The 16,578-nt window shown below is 74.9% G+C and carries 17 protein-coding genes; 15 read left to right on the forward strand and 2 right to left on the reverse strand.

Translation table 11 applies throughout. The features are described 5' to 3' along the window. The first annotated feature begins 31 nt into the window (after positions 1-31). The 13 genes from ABZ234_RS15565 to ABZ234_RS15625 all read left to right on the forward strand — a co-directional run bounded on the left by ABZ234_RS15565 (position 32) and on the right by ABZ234_RS15625 (position 12,858). Positions 32-766: a thioredoxin domain-containing protein gene (locus ABZ234_RS15565; RefSeq protein WP_355012498.1), complete on the forward strand. Its 735-nt coding sequence runs from the start codon at positions 32-34 to the stop codon at positions 764-766. Next, entirely contained in the window at positions 763-2,088 is a 1,326-nt protein-coding gene (locus tag ABZ234_RS15570; RefSeq protein ID WP_355012500.1) for a PQQ-binding-like beta-propeller repeat protein, read from the forward strand. The genes ABZ234_RS15565 and ABZ234_RS15570 overlap by 4 nt, the downstream gene beginning before the upstream one ends. A 5-nt stretch (positions 2,089-2,093) precedes the next feature. Continuing rightward, on the forward strand, positions 2,094-2,504 hold the full coding sequence (locus ABZ234_RS15575) for a BlaI/MecI/CopY family transcriptional regulator (RefSeq protein WP_344185124.1): 411 nt from the start codon (positions 2,094-2,096) through the stop codon (positions 2,502-2,504). Beyond that, a complete protein-coding gene (locus tag ABZ234_RS15580) occupies positions 2,501-3,460 on the forward strand; it encodes a M56 family metallopeptidase (RefSeq protein WP_355012501.1) in 960 nt (319 codons plus the stop codon). Before ABZ234_RS15575 ends, ABZ234_RS15580 begins: the two co-directional genes overlap by 4 nt. A gap of 322 nt (positions 3,461-3,782) precedes the next feature. Next, positions 3,783-4,019 carry a hypothetical protein gene (locus ABZ234_RS15585; RefSeq protein ID WP_355012502.1) on the forward strand — a complete coding sequence of 79 codons (237 nt, stop codon included), beginning with the start codon at positions 3,783-3,785 and terminating at the stop codon, positions 4,017-4,019. Continuing rightward, on the forward strand, positions 4,016-5,002 hold the full coding sequence (locus tag ABZ234_RS15590; RefSeq protein WP_355012503.1) for a serine hydrolase domain-containing protein: 987 nt from the start codon (positions 4,016-4,018) through the stop codon (positions 5,000-5,002). The genes ABZ234_RS15585 and ABZ234_RS15590 overlap by 4 nt, the downstream gene beginning before the upstream one ends. 204 nt (positions 5,003-5,206) lie before the next feature. Then, positions 5,207-6,034, forward strand: a complete 828-nt coding sequence (locus ABZ234_RS15595; protein ID WP_355012504.1) for a DsbA family protein — start codon at positions 5,207-5,209, stop codon at positions 6,032-6,034. Then, positions 6,031-6,978, forward strand: coding sequence for a cytochrome c biogenesis CcdA family protein (locus ABZ234_RS15600; protein WP_355012505.1), 948 nt, complete (start codon positions 6,031-6,033; stop codon positions 6,976-6,978). Before ABZ234_RS15595 ends, ABZ234_RS15600 begins: the two co-directional genes overlap by 4 nt. A gap of 364 nt (positions 6,979-7,342) precedes the next feature. Then, complete coding sequence (locus ABZ234_RS15605) at positions 7,343-8,449, forward strand: serine/threonine-protein kinase (protein WP_355012506.1); 1,107 nt, start codon at positions 7,343-7,345, stop codon at positions 8,447-8,449. A gap of 365 nt (positions 8,450-8,814) precedes the next feature. Then, positions 8,815-9,171, forward strand: a complete 357-nt coding sequence (locus ABZ234_RS15610) for a hypothetical protein (protein ID WP_355012507.1) — start codon at positions 8,815-8,817, stop codon at positions 9,169-9,171. 209 nt (positions 9,172-9,380) lie between these two features. Then, on the forward strand, positions 9,381-10,244 hold the full coding sequence (gene vph / locus ABZ234_RS15615) for a viomycin phosphotransferase (RefSeq protein ID WP_355012508.1): 864 nt from the start codon (positions 9,381-9,383) through the stop codon (positions 10,242-10,244). Between the two features lie 884 nt (positions 10,245-11,128). After that, positions 11,129-12,085, forward strand: coding sequence for a PfkB family carbohydrate kinase (locus ABZ234_RS15620; protein ID WP_355012509.1), 957 nt, complete (start codon positions 11,129-11,131; stop codon positions 12,083-12,085). 113 nt (positions 12,086-12,198) lie between these two features. Continuing rightward, positions 12,199-12,858, forward strand: a complete 660-nt coding sequence (locus tag ABZ234_RS15625; RefSeq protein ID WP_355012510.1) for a class I SAM-dependent methyltransferase — start codon at positions 12,199-12,201, stop codon at positions 12,856-12,858. A 111-nt stretch (positions 12,859-12,969) separates the two neighbouring features. On the opposite strand, the gene ABZ234_RS15630 is transcribed toward ABZ234_RS15625, so the two are convergent. Beyond that, positions 12,970-13,806, reverse strand: a complete 837-nt coding sequence (locus tag ABZ234_RS15630) for an SDR family oxidoreductase (protein WP_355012511.1) — start codon at positions 13,804-13,806, stop codon at positions 12,970-12,972. Positions 13,807-13,885: 79 nt separating this feature from the next. On the opposite strand from ABZ234_RS15630, the gene ABZ234_RS15635 reads away from it, so the two are divergent. After that, a complete protein-coding gene (locus ABZ234_RS15635) occupies positions 13,886-14,305 on the forward strand; it encodes a MarR family winged helix-turn-helix transcriptional regulator (RefSeq protein ID WP_355012512.1) in 420 nt (139 codons plus the stop codon). 178 nt (positions 14,306-14,483) lie between these two features. Here ABZ234_RS15635 and ABZ234_RS15640 read toward each other — a convergent pair whose 3' ends face one another. Next, a complete protein-coding gene (locus ABZ234_RS15640) occupies positions 14,484-15,512 on the reverse strand; it encodes an AraC family transcriptional regulator (RefSeq protein ID WP_355012513.1) in 1,029 nt (342 codons plus the stop codon). 82 nt (positions 15,513-15,594) lie between these two features. Between ABZ234_RS15640 and ABZ234_RS15645 the strand changes: the two genes are divergently transcribed. Beyond that, complete coding sequence (locus ABZ234_RS15645; RefSeq protein ID WP_355012514.1) at positions 15,595-16,431, forward strand: NAD(P)H-binding protein; 837 nt, start codon at positions 15,595-15,597, stop codon at positions 16,429-16,431. The last annotated feature ends 147 nt before the right edge of the window (positions 16,432-16,578 follow it).

Consider the following 16,578-nt stretch of genomic DNA (forward strand, 5'->3'; position numbering starts at 1 on the left):
GCGCCAGCGCGCGACACCGGAGGTGCCCTCCATGCCGGAACGGTCCGGACGCCCGATCGCACCGGCACTGGTGCTCACCGGAGCGGCCTGCGTGGCCCTGGCCCTCGTCCTCCTGTTCGTGAGGGCCGAGCTGCTCCGGAACCCCTCCGCAGGGGCGGGCGGGGAACCGGCGGCCACCGTCAGCGAGGACATGAGGGAGGCGGGGGAGGAGCTCGCCCGCAGACAGGCCGGCGACCCCCGCGCCATGGGAGCGGTGGACGCACCGGTCGTCATGGTCGCCTACTCCGACTACCTGTGCCCCTACTGCGGCGAATGGGTGCGCCGGGTCCAGCCCGAGCTCGCCGACGCCTACGTCGCGCAGGGCCTGCTGCGCATCGAGTGGCGGGAGTTCCCCTACCTGGGCGACGACTCCCGCCTCCTGGCCCTGGGCGCCGCGGCCGCCGCCGAGCAGGACGCCTTCTGGGAGTACCACGCCCTCGTCTACGACGCCCCGCGGGAGTTCACCGGGGACGACGCGGCCCTGCGCACACGGCTGGAGGGAGCCGCGCAGGAGCTGGGCCTGGACACGGAGCGTTTCGCGCGGGACCTGGAGGGCGCCGAAGCGGAGAAGGCGGTCGAGGAGGACTTCGCCGAGGGGCAGGCGATGGGGATCAGCGGCACACCCGCCTTCCTGGTCAACGGCGACCCCGTCCTGGGGGCCCAGCCGCTGGAGTCCTTCACCGGAGCCGTCGACCTCGCCCTGCGCGACGCGGGACGCCGGCCGTGAGCCCCGTCGTGGACGGCCCCCGCCGCCCGCACCGCCCCTCCCACGCGGCCCCGCCCCGCTGGGGGACGACGGTCCGCCGGCCGTCCGCCGCCGCAGCCCTCTGCCTGCTCCTGGCCCTCGCGGCCTGCGGCAGGCCCGAACTCGCGGACCCCGCCGACGCCCTGCCCCTGGACGGGGACCCGGCCCCGGCCGCGGCGGTGGAGCCTGACCTGCTCCCCGGCGTCCTCGACGCAGCGGCCGGGCGGGCCACGCCCTACTCCTCCGAACCCCGCGGCACCGACACCGGGTTCGTCGGACCCGTGACGCCGGAGGGAGGCGGCGAACTCCACTTCGTGGGCACGGACGCCGACGGGCGCACCCGCTGGACCACCGAACGCAACCCGAGCTGCACCGGGTTCACCCTCACCCGCACACAGGGCGGCGACGACCTGGTCGTGCTGCTCGACAGCGACGCGGCCCCCGACCGCGGACTCCTGGCCGCCCGGACCACCGCGGCCGCCCTGGACCCCTCCACCGGACGCAGGGTGTGGGGCCCCACGGAGGTGCCCGGCACCTGGGTGGGGCCGGGGCTGGTCTTCGCGCAGGTCGCCCACACCGTCATGAGCGCCGACACCGGCCCCGCCGCCGCCCTGTCCGCGGACACCGGGGAGGTCGTCGCGGACGAGAGCCGGGGCGGGGCGGTCCTGCACGAGTACCAGGGCACCGTGGTCCTCCACCGCGACGGCGCGCTGCGCGCGGTCGACGCCGGCTCCGGGGACGAACTCTGGCACCACGCCGACCTGCCCGTCCCCGACACCCTGGGAGGGGAACCTGGGGAGACCTCCCTCACCTACGGCCCCCGCCCCACCAGCGGCTCCGCTCCGTGGGCGGTCATCACCTGGGAACGGGGGGAGACCACGGTGTTCACCGTCCACGACCTGAGGGACGGCCGCGCCCTGGCGGAGCCCCTCGCGGGGGCTCCGCCCGTGTCGGTGGGCGACGAGCACGGGCGCGCCGCCGTCGCCGGGACCTCCGCCCGCTCCGGCGAACCCGTCATCGCGGGGTGGGACCGGGCCTCCGGGAGCCGGGCGTGGACGGTGGGGGCGGACCCGGGGGAGCGGCCCGTCGGCATCGTCTCCGGGTACCTGTACACCTCGCTCGGCGGGGAGAACCGCGTCCGCTCCATGGCCGACGGCGCCCTCCTGGGACGCGGCGACTGGCGGATCCCGGTGGCCGGGACGGCGGGCGGCACGGCCGTGGCGGCGGTCCCCGGCGACGGCGGCGCCGACTCCTACACCGTGTTCCCCCCGCACGGCGCCGACCGCGAACGGGGAGGCGCGTGATCACTATGCTGAGGGAGGATTCGACGTCGATGCGGGGTACGGGTGCGATGATCGCTGGGCTGGGACCACTGGAGGCCGCGGTCATGGAGGTGCTCTGGCGGGCGCCCGAGCCCCTGCCCGTGCGCGGTGTCCTGGAGGGGCTCACCGACCACGAGATCGCCTACACCACCACCTCCACCGTCCTGGAGAACCTGCGGCGCAAGGAGTGGGTCGACCGCGAGCGGATCGGCCGACTGTGGTTCTACCGCCCCCTGCGCGACCGTTCGACGCACGCGGCCGAGGTGATGCACGAGGCGCTGACCGGCAGCCGCGACTCCGAGGCGACACTGCTGCGCTTCGTCGACACCATGCAGCCCGAGGACGTGCGCGCCCTGCGCGCCCTGCTCTCCGAGGTGCCGGGCGAGGAGGAACCGTGATCTGGTCCTTCGCCGCCCTGTGCGCCGTGGCCGCGCTCGGGGTCAGGGGCCCCGGGCTCCTGCGCCGCACCGCCCGCTCCTGCGACCCGGGCCCGCGCACCATGCTGGCGCTGTGGACCGCGGCCACCGCGGCCTGGGTGCTCTCCTGCGCGACCCTGCTCGCGGTGCTCGCCGCCGACCTCCTGGGCCCCTCGGTCAAGGGCGTCCTGGCGGCGTGCGTCAGCCTCCTGCAGGCCCTGGAGCGCAACCACGCCGGGTGGGGGATCGCAGCCGGGGCGGCACTGGCGCTGGCCGCCCTCCTGCGCCTGCTGTGGACCGCAGCCCGCCAGGGGCGGGCCGGCCTGTCCTGGAGGCGCACCCACCACGACGGCCTCCTGGCCACGGCGCAGCGCCGACGCCTGCACGGCCAGCCCGTGTGGCTGCTGGAGACCGCCGAGCCCGGCGCCTACTGCGTCCCCGGCAGCCGGGGCGGTGTCGTCATCACCCGAGGCGCCCTCGGCGCGCTCACCGCCCCCCAGACCCGCGCCGTCCTGGCCCACGAGCGGGCGCACCTGCGAGGCCGACACCACCTCGTCGTCGCCTGGGCCCGGCTGCTCGACCGCGCCTTCCCCGGCGTCCCCCTGTTCCGCGCCGCGGCGCGCGAGGTCCCCGTCCTGGTGGAGTGGGCCGCCGACGACCACGCCGTGCGCGCCGTCGGGATGCGCCCCCTGGTCCACGCGCTGGGTTCCCTCGCCGGGGCCGCGCCGGCCGGGGCGCCGCAGACCCTGTCCATCGGCGGCGCGTGCCCGGTCGAACGCGTGCGCCGCCAGGTCCGGCCGCCCGAGCGGTGCCGACCCTGGAGGGCGCGTGCCCGCACCTGGGCCACCGCCGCGCTCGTGGCGCTGCCCCTGGTGTTCACGGTCGCGTCGGCGCTCGCCGCGGTGCTGATCCCGCACTGCCAGTGCGCCGCCGGCTGACCCCTCCGCGTGCCCGCACGGTCGTGAGATCCGTGCGCCAGTAGGCGGGCATCAGCAGGACACGGTCTTCGAAGGTGGGTTTCCACGGCCTCCGCTTGAGCGGAGGATCGGTGCCCTCGCGCCGCAATTGCCGGATGGGCTTGGTGGACTGCCGGACCGGTAGCTCGCTGAACAGCTCGATCACCGTCTCGTCCGCTGCTGTGATCACGCCCGTCACCCAGTCATGTGCACACGCCGCCTCGACAGCGTCCGGGAGGCCCTCTTCGGCCAGCGAAGTCAATTTTGGTTGACGAACCGGACGGTGGTCAACTACGGTTGACTCATGGATATGGAACAGTTGACCGAGCTCGCGGCGCCGACGGCCGCCCACGACCCGTTGCTGGGATTGCGCACCCTGGCGCGGCTCCGCGCCGAGACGGAACGCATCGAAGCGGTGCCGGTGCGCCGCGCTCGCGACAACGGCGCCACATGGCTGCGAACCGCCGCCGGCCTGGGGGTTTCGAAACAGGCATTCCACAAGAGGTACGCCGGTCGGGGCCTGTTCGGCGGTCGGTCATGACCGCCGGGATGCACGGCGACCAGTGGCTCGTCACCAGGCTCGGCGCACTGCTGGGCCCGCGCCACCCGGTCGCCGCGGCGGCCGTGGTCACGCCTGAGGGCATGCGCGTGGCGAGCCGCGGAACCGGTTTCGACGCCGACTTCGAAATCGGCTCGATCGCGAAGGCGGTCACCGGGCTGCTCTACGCCGACGCCCTCGCCCGCGGCGAGATCACCCCCGACACGAGGCTCGGCGAACTGCTGTCCCTGGGCGACGCCCCCGCCGCACGAGTGACACTGCGATCGCTCAGCACACACCGTTCCGGCCTGCCCCGGCTGCCGGGATCCGCACGACCATGGCGGCGCACCTTCGCCCTGTGGCGACACGGAGCCAACCCCTACGGCGAGGACCTCGAACAGCTCCTCGACCAGGCCCGGGACACTCCGCTGGGCACACCACGGTCCCGCTACTCCAACCTCGGTTTCGAACTTCTCGGCCACGCCCTCGCCCGCGCCGCCACGACGACCTATCCGGAGCTCGTCCGACAGCGCATCGCCACCCCGCTGGAACTCGACTGCTTCTACGTCCCGGGGACGGCCGACGAGCTTCGCCCCGGGGCGCTCGACGGCAGAAGCCTCCGCGGACGACCGCGACAACCCTGGACCGGTGAGGGGCTCGGACCGGCAGGCGGCATCCGGGCCTCCATCACCGGCATGGCCCGCTTCACGGCGGCGATACTCGACGGCAGCGCCCCGGGCATCGCCGCACTCGATCCGACCGCCCAGTTCGGCGCCGGCGCCCGCATCGGCGCCGCATGGATCACGATCCAGGTGGAGGGCCGACCGATCACCTGGCACAACGGCGGCACCGGCGGCTTCCGGTCCTGGCTCGGACTCGACCGCGGCACCGGCACCGGCGTCGCCGTCCTCTCGGCCACCGCCGCATCGGTCGACCGTCCCGGGTTCACGCTCCTGGCCGAGCACAGCCGCACCAGCGGCCGATAACACGATCAGGCACGTCCGCCCGCCGACAACGGACACCGACGGGACGGTCCCCGGTCGCCCGCTACCGGTCCCCGGGAGCCGCCGCCGTCCCGCCGGGCGGGGGCGCGGCCGGTGGCGGCGCGCCCCCGGCCCGTGTTTCTATCCACCTTAGCGGCTCTACTATGTTGGATAGAAACAACTGCCGGGTGAGGAAAGAGGCCGACGATGTCCGATGCCCCGAAGCAGGGAGCGCAGCCCGCGGGCCGCTCCTCCGGAGGCGGAGCCGCTGCCCGCGGCGGCGCCTCCTGGAAGGTGCCGCTGGCGGCGGGCGCGGCCCTGCTCCTGGTCACCGCCGCGGTCGCCGTGGTGCGGTTCTCCGAGGACCCCGCGGAGGAGACGGGTGCGGCACAGGAGGCGGGCGCGTCGGGCGCCCCGTCCGGGGCCGCCGCCGACGGGCCCGGGGACACGGCCCCCGCCGGGGCCGACGCTCCCATGGCCCGCCGGCAGGCCGACGACCCCACGGCCCTGGGCGACGTCGACGCACCGGTCGTCATGGTGGTCTACTCCGACTACCACTGCCCCTACTGCGGCCGCTGGGTGCAGGAGACCCAGCCCGAGCTGGCGCACTACGTCGAGTCCGGCGACCTGCGCATCGAGTGGCGGGACTTCCCCGTCATCACCGACACCTCCGAGGACGTCGCCCGGGCCTCCCGAGCCGCCGCCGAGCAGGGCGCCTTCTGGGAGTTCCACGAGGCCTACTACGCCGCGGCCGAGGAACCGGGCGAGCGCGACACCGAGGCGGCCCTCGCCGGGGTCGTCGACGAGCTGGGACTGGACGCCGGGCGGTTCGACGAGGACCGCGCCGCGGACGCCGCGGCCGCGCAGGTCGAACGCGACTTCTCCGAGGGGCTCTCGATCGGCGTCACCTCGACCCCGGCTTTCCTGATCAACGGCCAGGCCGTGATGGGCGCCCAGCCCCTGGAGGTGTTCGAGGCGGTCATCGACAGCTCCCTGGAGGCCGCCGGGGCCGGGGACGGGGGTGGGCGGCAGTGACCGACATCGGTTTCGCCGCCGCCCTGGCCGGCGGGGTGCTCGCCCTGCTCAGCCCCTGCAGCGCGCTCCTGCTCCCCTCCTTCTTCGGCTACGCCTTCCGCGACCCGCGCCGCCTCCTCGTGCGCACGACGGTGTTCTACCTCGGGCTGTGCGCCACCCTCGTCCCCCTGGGGGCGGGGTCCGCGCTGGTCAGCCGCCTGGTCTACGGGGAGCGGGAACTCCTGATCGCCGTCGCCGGATGGCTCGTCATCGCCTTCGGCCTCGCCCAGATCGCGGGCTTCGGCTTCTCCTCCGGCCTGGCACAGCGCATCCAGGGGCGCCTGGCCGGCAGGACCAGCGGGGTGTCGGTCTTCGCCCTGGGGGCGGTGTACGGGTTCGCGGGCTTCTGCTCCGGCCCCATCCTGGGCGCGGTGCTGACCGTCGCCGCCACCGGCGGAACCGTGCGCGGCGCCCTGCTCCTGGCGGTCTACGCCCTGGGCATGGCCGCGCCGCTGTTCCTACTGGCGCTGCTGTGGGACCGCTACGACCTCGGGTCCCGCCGCTGGCTGCGGGGCCGCACCCTCCGCCTGGGCCCGGTGGAACTGCACACCACCGCCCTGCTGTCGGGCCTGCTGTTCATCGGGGTCGGGGTCGTGTTCCTCACCTCGCGGGGGACGGCGACCCTCTTCGGCGAAACGGGCCGTCTCACCGAGGCTGCGCACGGCGTCCAGGAGTGGGTCTTCGGGGTCGGCGGGTCGGGGGCCGACACCGTCCTGCTGGCCGCGGCGGGCCTCCTGCTCCTCGCGGTCGGGCTCCGCGGCTGGTACCGCCAGCGCGGGCAGGCCGCGGGGCCGGAGCCGACACGGCCCTCCGAGGCACCGGGGCAGGAGTCGGACCGGGGCGGGGACGCCCCCGTTCCCCCCGGCCCTGAAAGTCCTTCGGGCCCGGCGGGGTCCTCGTGTTGACGGCCGCGGGGACGGGTTCTGTCATCGGTCTCGCGGTCGGCTCAGAAGGGGCGCGCAGACCTGTGCTCTTGAGCCACGTGCGCACTTCGGAGAGCCGTGAAGTATCCCTGCTTCTGCTCCTTCTGCTCCGACCGAGCCATGGAACGTGACGCACCACACGATCGGTGCCAGACATCCCAGGGACGTCAGCGCTCCTCCTGCGCTGTCGGTGAGTGCTCGGGGGAGAAGGCTGAACCGCACGGCCGGGTCGACGGTGGACTCGCCCTTGGCGGGTCGGTGGCCAGTTCTTCGGCGCCCGCTCTCCAAACGGTGACGACCGTCCGCGAACGGCCTGGCGTCCCCTGGGCCCGGCTACCGTCGCCCTATGTCGAATTTCACCATTTTCCCTTGGCCCTCCTGGGTGATCGTGGTCGTCTTCGTGCTCGCCGCCGTCGGAGTGATGGTCTTCAACAGGCGGCGATTGCGTCACAAGACTCCTCCGCTTCCCAGGGACGCCGTGTCGAAGACCAGGCCTTTGGAGATGGACCCAGACCTCGAGCGGATCGGCCCCTACAGGCTTTTGGGTCGCCTGGGCGCCGGCGGCATGGGCCGGGTGTACCTGGGCCGTTCCCCCGGCGGACGCGACGTCGCGGTCAAGGTCGTCCACCCCGAGCTCGCCGAAGACCCCGAGTTCCGGCGCCGTTTCGCCGCCGAGGTCGAGGCCGCCCGCAGGGTCGGCGGGTTCCACACCGCCCCGGTCGTGGACGCCGACCCCGCCGGGAACCCGCCCTGGCTGGCCACGGCCTATATCCCCGGGCCCACCCTGTACGCGGCCGTCCGCGAGCACGGCCCGCTTCCGGCGGACTCGGTCGCCGCCCTGGGCGCGGGCCTGGCCGAGGGCCTCGTCGCGGTGCACGCGCACCGGATCGTCCACCGCGACCTCAAACCCGGCAACGTCCTCCTGGCAGCCGACGGCCCCCGCCTCATCGACTTCGGCATCGCCCGCGCCCTGGACGCCACCTCCTACACCCGGACCCACGCCGTGCTGGGCACCGCCGCGTTCATGTCCCCCGAACAGGTCACCGGGGCCTCGGTGGGCCCCGCCTCCGACGTGTTCTCCCTCGGGTGCGTGCTGGCCTTCGCCGCCACCGGCCGCAGCCCGTTCGGCGAGGGCCCCGCCCACGCGATCACCCACCGCATCATCCACTCCGAACCCGACCTGGGCGGACTGACCGGGCCGCTGAAGGACCTGGTCTCCGCCTGCCTGGCCAAGGACCCTGTTGACCGCCCCACCCCCGACAGCGTCCTGGCCGCATGCGGTACGCGGCCCCCGACGGGCCTGGAGTCGCCTGCGGAGGTGTGCGCGATGTTGAGCGGGGTGGAGGCGGCCGTGCGCCAGGGGCGGATGCCACAGGACGGCCTGGACCACGTGCTCCGTCGGGCCGTCGCACTGGTCGAGGCGATCGAGGAGGCCGGTGGCGGGGAGAGCTGAGCACCCGGGGCTCGTGTACGGACGATCAGCAGCTGACCCGGAAACCGACCACTGACGTCTCCACGCTCACGCGCACTGTCGTGTTCGGGGTCTGGCACCGGTCTCGCGGTCGGCTCATGAAGGGGCGCGCAGACCTGTGCTCTTGAGCCACGTGCGCGCTTCGAAGAGCCGTGAAGTGTCCCTGCTTCTGCTCCGACCGACCCATGGAACGTGACGCACCGCAAGATCGGTGCCAGACATCCCGGGGATGTCGGTGCCGTCGCCGGTTCCGGTCGCTCCCGGTGACGGTCGACCGGATGCGGTACCCGCGGCCGGGGTCGGGCAGACTTCGGGCCATGACCGCGATCACGCGAGGGAGCGGAAGTATGACCAGAGTCAACGAGATGAGTGAACGCGAGTACTTCGCCGGTGTGGGCAAGCGGCCGGGGATGTTCGTCGGCCGCGCCTCCTTCCACGCAATGACCGCGTTCCTGACCGGGTACGACCAGAGCTCGGCCCGTCACGGGACACCCGGGCTGGAGGGGTGGCACGAGTGGCTGGTCGCCCACGGGGGACGGGACTGCACCCACGCCTGGCCCGGCCAGGTCCTGCACATCGCCCTGCCCGAGGGCTGGGACAACCTCGGGGAACTGCCGCCCGAGCACGAGACCCGCGCGATCGAGGTCCTCTTCCGCCTCCTCGACGAGTTCCTCGCGGACCGTGAGGGCGGCGCCGAGGGGTGACCGGCCCGGCGTGCGCTCGCAGGCGGGGACGGACGGCCCGCCCCCACCGCGACAACGATCCATACCGCTGACGTCTCGCGCCGACGCCCTGGCCGCCCAACGCCGGGAACAGGATCGTGTCCGCGGCGAGAGGCGCCTTCGCCGACGCGGCCCGACAGCACTTCGCGCACCTCGCCCCCGACCCACCGAAGGATCCAGAGGTCACCCCCATGAGCATCCGGACGACGCATCGCGCTCTGTTGAGCCGTCTGCTGCCCCACGACGAACAGGACGGCCTCGCAGTACGCCAGGGCCAGTTCCACACCGTGGTCATCGGCTCGGACCGCGTCGTGTGCCTGCCCCGCACCCGGGCGGCGGCCGCCCGGCTGCCCGAGCGGGCGGCCGCACTGCACGCGCTCGCCGGCCTCGACCTCGACTTCCGCACACCCGAGCCGCTGCTCCGGGGCGGCGCCCACGGCACCGACGAGGAGCCGTTCCTGGTGCTCGGCCGCATCCCCGGGGAACCGCTGGAGACCGACGCGCTCGACGACGCCCGAGTGGCCGGCGCCGTGGCGGCGCAGTACGCCGCGCTGCTGTCCGGGCTGGCCCGTGCCGGAGCCGACGAGACGGTACGAGCGGTTCTGTCCAGGGCGCCGGAAGACCGGTGGCGGCGGTTCGCGGAGGACGTACGAGCAGAGCTGTTCCCGCTCATGTCCGACAGCGGGCGCCTACGGGCCGAACGGGAACTCGCCGTGCTCGACGGCCTTCCCCACACCGTCCGGGCCGTGGTGCACGGTGACCTCGGCGCCGAGAACGTCCTGTGGGAGTGGGAGCACGGCCTGCCACACCTCTCCGGAGTGCTCGACTGGGACGATGTCGCACTCGGCGACCCGGCCGAGGACCTCGCGGCCATCGGCGCCGGCCACGGCCGCGGCCTCCTGGAGCGGGTGCTCGCCCTGGGCGGTCGGCCGGACGACGGACTCGCCACCCGCATCGCCGCGATCCGCGACACGTTCGCCCTGCAGCAAGCCCTCTACGCCGTCCGCGACGGCGACGAGGAAGAACTGGCCGACGGCCTGGCCGGCTACCGCTGAGGCACACCGTCGCATCGTGCCCCTCATATCGACGGCAGCCCGGCGAACGCAGGCGGTCGCGGCACCGGACACGAGGCGTCCGCCGGTCCGCGCCCCGGCGGACGCCGGCGCCCCAACCCCGGGGCTGGGGAGCGGGCAGGAATCGGCGGTGCGCAGCCGGGCCCGCAGGGCCGCGGCGAGGAGGGCGAGCCCGGCCGCGGCGACCGCCCAGTGCCGGTGGGTCCACGCAAGCATCCGCGTCCTCGCCTCTCCCAGGGCCGTCCACATGCGGGGCGGGACCGACGACAGCCCCTTGCGCGACGATCCGTGCCCGGCGGCCCCGTCGACCGGTGGCGGGGGAGCGTTCACCGGATCGCCTCCTGCGGTCGTGGGGAGGGGGCCTCGGCGTGGGGCCCGCGTGCTTCCTCCGGCACCGCCTGCCGGTCGCCGCGACCGGTAGGGGCGGCATTTCCCGCCCAGCCGTGTGCGAGGGTCGGAAACCGGAAATTCTTCTCCCCGATTCGACAGGAACCTCGGCCGGGACAGCGTGTGGGCGGTCCGTCGGGGTGTTCGTTCCACGGACGAACGGGGGCAGGGGCGATGACAGTGCAGGTCGGAGCGGGTCCGGGGTGTTCGTGTCAGAACCCCGACTTCCTATGCGTCCCCCCGGGGACGCCCCTCACGGAGCGGTGGGGGCGGGGGAGCGGCCGCGGTCCCCGCCAGAGGCTCCCCCCGCACCCTCGCCGGTCGGCCCCCGCCGTCCCCGGCGCCACACGTCCGGGCGCCGGGGACGGTCCCGCGCGCCACCGTCCGGTCCGGCGCCCCCGGTGGGACCCGCCCCCGGCCGCCGCGGGATGATCGCGGGGCCGGCACAACGGTCGGCGCAGTCGAGGGGAGCCCCTGCCGTGACCGGACGCCTGCTGCACGTGGGACCGGTGATCGTCGACGTCGTGATGGCGGTCGACGCCCTCCCCCGGGCCGGCGGGGGAGTGTTCGCCTCCTCCGCGCGGACCCTGGCCGGAGGCGGTTTCAACGTCATCGCCGCCGCGGCCCGCGCGGGCATGGAGGTGGTCTACGCGGGGTCGCACGGGACCGGGCCCCACGGGGACCTGGTCCGTGCCGCGCTGCGCTCGGAGGGGGTCGCGGTGGCACACGCCCCCTTCCCCGACGCGGACACCGGCTTCTGCGTGGCCCTGGTGGACGGCGACGCCGAACGCACCTTCATCACCCGGTTGGGCGCCGAGACGGAGGTGTCCCTGGCCCAGCTGCGCACCCTCCGGCCCCGGCCGGGGGACTACGTCTACACCGTGGGGTACTCGCTGCTGCCCGGACCGCGCGCCGACGACCTCCTCGCCTGGATCGGCGACCTCCCGGAGGGGGTGCGCCTGGTCCTGGACCCGGCGCCGGTCGTGGGCGACCTTCCCCGGCGGACCCTGGACCGGGCCCTGGCCCGCGTCGACCTGCTCAGCCTCAGCGCCGCCGAGGCCGCGACCGTGACCGGCAGCACCATCCCCGAGGAGGCCGCCGCGCTCCTCCTGCCCCGGATCCGCCCCGGCGGCACGGTGGTCGTGCGCGACGCCGCGAAGGGCTGCGCGGTGGCCGGGGCCGGGGACACACCCCTGCGTGTGCCCGGTTTTCCCGTGCGCGCCGTCGACACCAACGGGGCGGGCGACGCGCACGTGGGCGTGTTCACCGCCGCCGTGGCCGGCGGCCTGGCCCCCGTGGAGGCCGCCCGCCGGGCCAACGCGGCCGCCGCGCTCTCCGTCACCCGCCGCGGACCGGCCACGGGTCCCACAGCGGGGGAGACGGACGCCTTCCTCGCGCGGCACGGGGACGAGGCGCCCCCGGGCCGGGGCCGGTGAGCCGGCCGGAGGCGTCGCCGGTGAGGCGTGGGCCCTCCGACGGCCGTGCGGCCGGTCCCGGTGGGGCGGGGCCGGAGAGGCGGCGCACGTGCGCGGGTGCTAGCTTCCCTTCCGTGACGGAGCACCAGGAGCAGACCAGGGCGGCCTACGACGGGGTCGTCGAGCTGTACGCGTCGATGTTCGCCGACCGGTTGGAGACGCAGCCGTTCTCACGGAACATGATCGGCACCTTCGCCGAGCTGGTGCGCGGGACGGGCAACCCGCGTGCGGCCGACGTCGGGTGCGGGCCCGGGCACCTGACCGCCATGCTGCACGAACGGGGGCTGGACGCCTTCGGGCTCGACCTCTCCCCGGCCATGGTCGACCACGCCCGGCGGGCCCATCCGGCGCTGCGGTTCGACGAGGCGCGGATGGAGGCCCTGCCGGTCGGGGACGGCGTGCTCGGCGGCGTGCTGGCCCACTACTCGATGATCCACACCCCGCCCGCGGAACTGCCCGCGCTGCTCGCCGAGCAGGCACGCGTCCTGGCGCCGCAGGGCCTGCTCCTGGCCTCGTTCTTCGCCACCGACGGACCGGAGCCGGTCCGCTTCGACCACAAGGTGGCGCCCGCCTACAGCTGGCCGGTGGACCGGTTCGCCGCGCTGCTGGCCGGGGCCGGGCTCGTCCCGTTCGCCCGGCTGGTCCACGACCCGGCCTCCGAGCGGGGCTTCCTCGACGCCCACGTGCTGGCCCGCCTGGACCGGACGGGCGGATCCGGGCAGGGCGCGCCCTGAGGAGGGGCGGGGGAGCCCGCGGCCGTGCCGTGACCCAGGACCCCCTCGCCCGCGCTCCCCACGGGGCGGGCGGACCGCTCCGGGGACACCGCAGGCCCCCGCCGGCCCGGGTCAGGCGGCGTCGACGACCTCGTGCAGGCGCAGCCGCCGGTTGAACCCGCCGGCCACCCGCGCGACGACGGTGCGCGGCAGCAGGCGCGCGGGCCAGGTCATGACCCGGTTCACGGTCCGGCCCGGGTAGGACACCGCGCGCCGCCGGGCGTAGTCGTCCAGGGTGTGGGCCGCGACGGTGGCCGCCGTGTCGGCCTGCGGGCCGATCGTGGCCGAGGTGCCGTCGAAGAAGCCGGTCGCGATCGCGCCGGGATGCGCCGCCATGACGTGGACGCCGGTGCCGCGCAGCTCCTCGGCCAGCGCCTCGGTGAAGGAGAGCACGAAGGCCTTGGTCGCGCCGTAGCTGGCCTGGTACGGCATGGGCTGGAAGGCCGCGGTGGAGGAGACGTTGACGATGCCGCCGGAGCCGCGGGCGACCATCTCCGCCCCGATCGTGTGGGTCAGCGCGAGCAGGCCGCTGACATTGAGCCCGACGGAGGCCAGCTGCGGCCCGAGGGGGCGGGTCAGGAACGGGCCCACGCTGCCCATGCCGGCGTTGTTGAGCAGCAGGTCGACGGTCAGGCCGCGCTCGCGCAGCTCCCGCAGGATCCGCTCCGGGCCGTCCGGGGCGGCGAGGTCGCCGGTGACCACCTCGGCCACCTCGGCGCCCGGCGTCCCGGGGCCTTGTCCGCCGTGCCGTTCCCGGATCTGCCCGGCGAGCTCCTGGAGGTCCCCTTCCGAGCGGGCCAGCAGGATCACCCGCGCTCCCCGGCGCGCCAGTTCCAGGGCGTAGGCCCGCCCCAGCCCCTTGGACGCGCCCGTGACGAGCGCGGTGGTACCGCGGTAGTCGTCTTTCACAGCTCCCCCTTTGTTTCGAGTCTCGAAGTATCAAGCTAGCATGATCCTTCGATGCTCGAAGCGTTTGTAGAATGGCGGCATGACCACACCCGAACTCACCGCGGTGGTCGCCGCGACCCACGACATCTGGATGCGGACCAACGACCTGATCGGGCAGGCGCTGGCCGGGCACCAGCTGACGCCGGCGACCTTCCAGGCGCTGTGGGCCGTCGACCCGGACGAGCCGCCGCCCTCGATGAAGGTGATGGCCGAGCGCCTGTACTGCAACGCCCCGAACCTGACCTTCATCACCAACCAGCTCGCCGACAGGGGCCTGGTCGAGCGTGCCGTGGACCCCGACGACCGCCGCTCCCGTGTCCTGGTCCTGACCGACAAGGGCCGCGTGGTCCGCGACGAGCTGGTCCGTGCGGCGCTGGAGAAGACCCCGCTGGCGGTGCTGTCCGACAGCGAGCTGAGGCAGCTCATGGCCCTGCTCGGCCGCGTGGTCCGACCCGGCTGAACCACCGGGCGGGAGCGCACTGCCGGCGCCGCGCCGTCCCGACGGGAGCCCCCGGCGGCCCGAACCGGTCGGACGGCCCACGGCCCGCCCGGTCGGCCCCCGAACCGCGCAACCGGACGGAGCCGGTTCGGGGGCGCGCCCCGGCGGTCACCGCCCCCGGCCCCGAGGTCCCGTCGGCCTAGGAACGCCCGCCCACGGCGGTGAGGGGCGCGGGAACGGTCACGGGAACGGCGCCCGAAGGACGCGTGGGCGGACCGGCCGACTGCCCGGGGACGAGCGCGCCCGCGCGCCGGAACCCGCTCGGGCTGACACCCCGGATCCGCTTGAACGCCGCGCTGAAGGCGAACGCGTCGGAGTAGCCCACGGCGCGGGCGACCTCGGCGACGGTCGCCGTCTCCCGCTCGACCAGCAGGTCCGCCGCGAGCGTCATGCGCCAGCGGGCGAGGTAGGTCAGCGGCGGTTCGCCGACCAGGTCCGCGAACCGCTTGGCCAGGGTCGAACGCGACACCCCGGTCCGCACGGCCAGGGAGGCGACCGTCCATGGCGCCGCCGGTTCGGCGTGCAGCAGGCGCAGCGCGGCGCCGACCACCGGATCGCGCTGGGCGGCGTACCAGGCCGGCGGCTCGCCGCCGGGCCGGTCGAAGTAGTCGCGCACCGAGCAGACCAGCAACCAGTCCAGCAGCCGGTCCAGGACCACCTGCTGGCCCGGGGTGTCGGCGGCGACCTCGGCCGCCAGGTGCTCCATGACGGGATCGGCCCCGCCGCCGGAGGCCACGCGCAGCACCACGGGCAGCGCCTCCAGCAGCCTGCGGCTGACCTCGCCGCTCACCGGGTAGGCGCCCACCACCAGGGTCGTCGCGCCCTCGCCCGGGACGCCGCAGCTGTCGCTCCAGCCGATCCGGTGCCGGGTCCCGCCCTGCTCGGGCGTCGCACAGTGCTCGCCGCAGTCGACCGCCTCGGCCCCGGTGCCGGGCTCGTCCACGAAGGAGAAGGGCGCGGGACCCCGCACGATGACCGTCTCCCCGGCGCGCAGCGGCTCGGGCGGGAGCCCCTCCGGCACGATCCAGCCGCCCCCGCCCAGGACGGTGCACAGCGTCAGCGGCGCCCCGTCCACGAAGCGCAGCGCCCACGGCGGGGTCAGGGTCGAGCTGCCGAACAGCGAGCCCTGGGCCCGCATCCCCCGGAAGAGGTCACCGAACGCGTCCATGCCCACGAGATTAGACGATCGCAAAGGCCTTCCGGTTTCTCGCCCATGGAATCGTCCGAACAGATGCCGTTGAATCGCTGTCATGAACAACGACACCACCCTCGTCCTCGGCGCCACCGGCAAGACCGGCCGACGGGTCGCCGCACGCCTGCGGCTGCGCGGCCTCCAGGTGCGCGCCGCCTCCCGCACCAGCCCCACACCCTTCGACTGGTCCGACCCCGGCGGCTGGGACGCGGCCCTGCAGGGCGTCACCGCCGCCTACGTGGTGGCCCCGGCCGTGCCCGGACCGGTGCACGAATTCGTGGAGCGGGCCGGGGCCGCGGGCGTGCGGCGCCTGGTCCTGCTCTCCGGGCGCGGCGCCGACACCTGGGGCGACTCCGATTTCGGACTGGACATGCGCTCGGCCGAGGACGCCGTGCGCGGCTCGGCACTGGAGTGGACCGTCCTGCGGCCGTCCAACTTCGCCCAGAACTTCGACGAGGACCTCTTCCACGCCCCGCTGGTCGCCGGAGAGCTGGTGCTCCCCGCCGGAGCGGTCCCCGAACCGTTCATCGACCTGGAGGACGTCGCCGACGTGGCGGCCGCGGTGCTGGCCGGACCCGGAGAGCACGCCGGGCGGACCTACGAGCTGACAGGGCCGCGCGCGCTGACCTTCGCCGAGGCCGTCGAACTGATCTCGCGCGCGTCCGGGCTGCCCATCGCCTACAAGCAGGTCTCCCCGGCCGAGTACACCGCGGCCCTGGTCCGGGAGGGCTGGGGCGAGGACGACGCCCACCACGTCGCCGAGATGTTCGTGCTGATGGAGCGCGGGGTGATCGCCGCAACGACGGACGGCGTCGCCGCCGTGCTGGGACGCGAGCCCCGCACCTTCGAGGACTACGTCGTGCGGGCCGCCGCGGCGGGAGCCTGGCGGCCGTGACCCCTGCGGCGGCCGCCCCGGGACCTCCCCGCGCCTCGGCGGGCGGGAGCCCCGCACGCCGGGACGGCCCCCGGCCGCCGCCGACCCCGTGCTCCGCGCCGCCCGCCCGCCGCACGCGCGAACGGACGGCGCGGACCGCCCACCGTC

This window comes from Nocardiopsis sp. NPDC006198, from assembly GCF_040613895.1.
Classification (GTDB): domain Bacteria; phylum Actinomycetota; class Actinomycetes; order Streptosporangiales; family Streptosporangiaceae; genus Nocardiopsis; species Nocardiopsis tropica.

Excerpts from the sequence above, each read along its gene's own strand:
- ABZ234_RS15605 (WP_355012506.1), top strand. The coding sequence starts at position 7,343 with ATGTCGAATTTCACCATTTTCCCTTGGCCCTCCTGGGTGATCGTGGTC.
- ABZ234_RS15640 (WP_355012513.1), bottom strand. The coding sequence starts at position 15,512 with ATGGACGCGTTCGGTGACCTCTTCCGGGGGATGCGGGCCCAGGGCTCG.
- ABZ234_RS15635 (WP_355012512.1), top strand. The coding sequence starts at position 13,886 with ATGACCACACCCGAACTCACCGCGGTGGTCGCCGCGACCCACGACATC.
- ABZ234_RS15565 (WP_355012498.1), top strand. The coding sequence starts at position 32 with ATGCCGGAACGGTCCGGACGCCCGATCGCACCGGCACTGGTGCTCACC.
- ABZ234_RS15645 (WP_355012514.1), top strand. The coding sequence starts at position 15,595 with ATGAACAACGACACCACCCTCGTCCTCGGCGCCACCGGCAAGACCGGC.
- ABZ234_RS15610 (WP_355012507.1), top strand. The coding sequence starts at position 8,815 with ATGACCAGAGTCAACGAGATGAGTGAACGCGAGTACTTCGCCGGTGTG.
- ABZ234_RS15590 (WP_355012503.1), top strand. The coding sequence starts at position 4,016 with ATGACCGCCGGGATGCACGGCGACCAGTGGCTCGTCACCAGGCTCGGC.
- ABZ234_RS15595 (WP_355012504.1), top strand. The coding sequence starts at position 5,207 with ATGTCCGATGCCCCGAAGCAGGGAGCGCAGCCCGCGGGCCGCTCCTCC.
- vph (WP_355012508.1), top strand. The coding sequence starts at position 9,381 with ATGAGCATCCGGACGACGCATCGCGCTCTGTTGAGCCGTCTGCTGCCC.
- ABZ234_RS15575 (WP_344185124.1), top strand. The coding sequence starts at position 2,094 with ATGCTGAGGGAGGATTCGACGTCGATGCGGGGTACGGGTGCGATGATC.
- ABZ234_RS15585 (WP_355012502.1), top strand. The coding sequence starts at position 3,783 with ATGGATATGGAACAGTTGACCGAGCTCGCGGCGCCGACGGCCGCCCAC.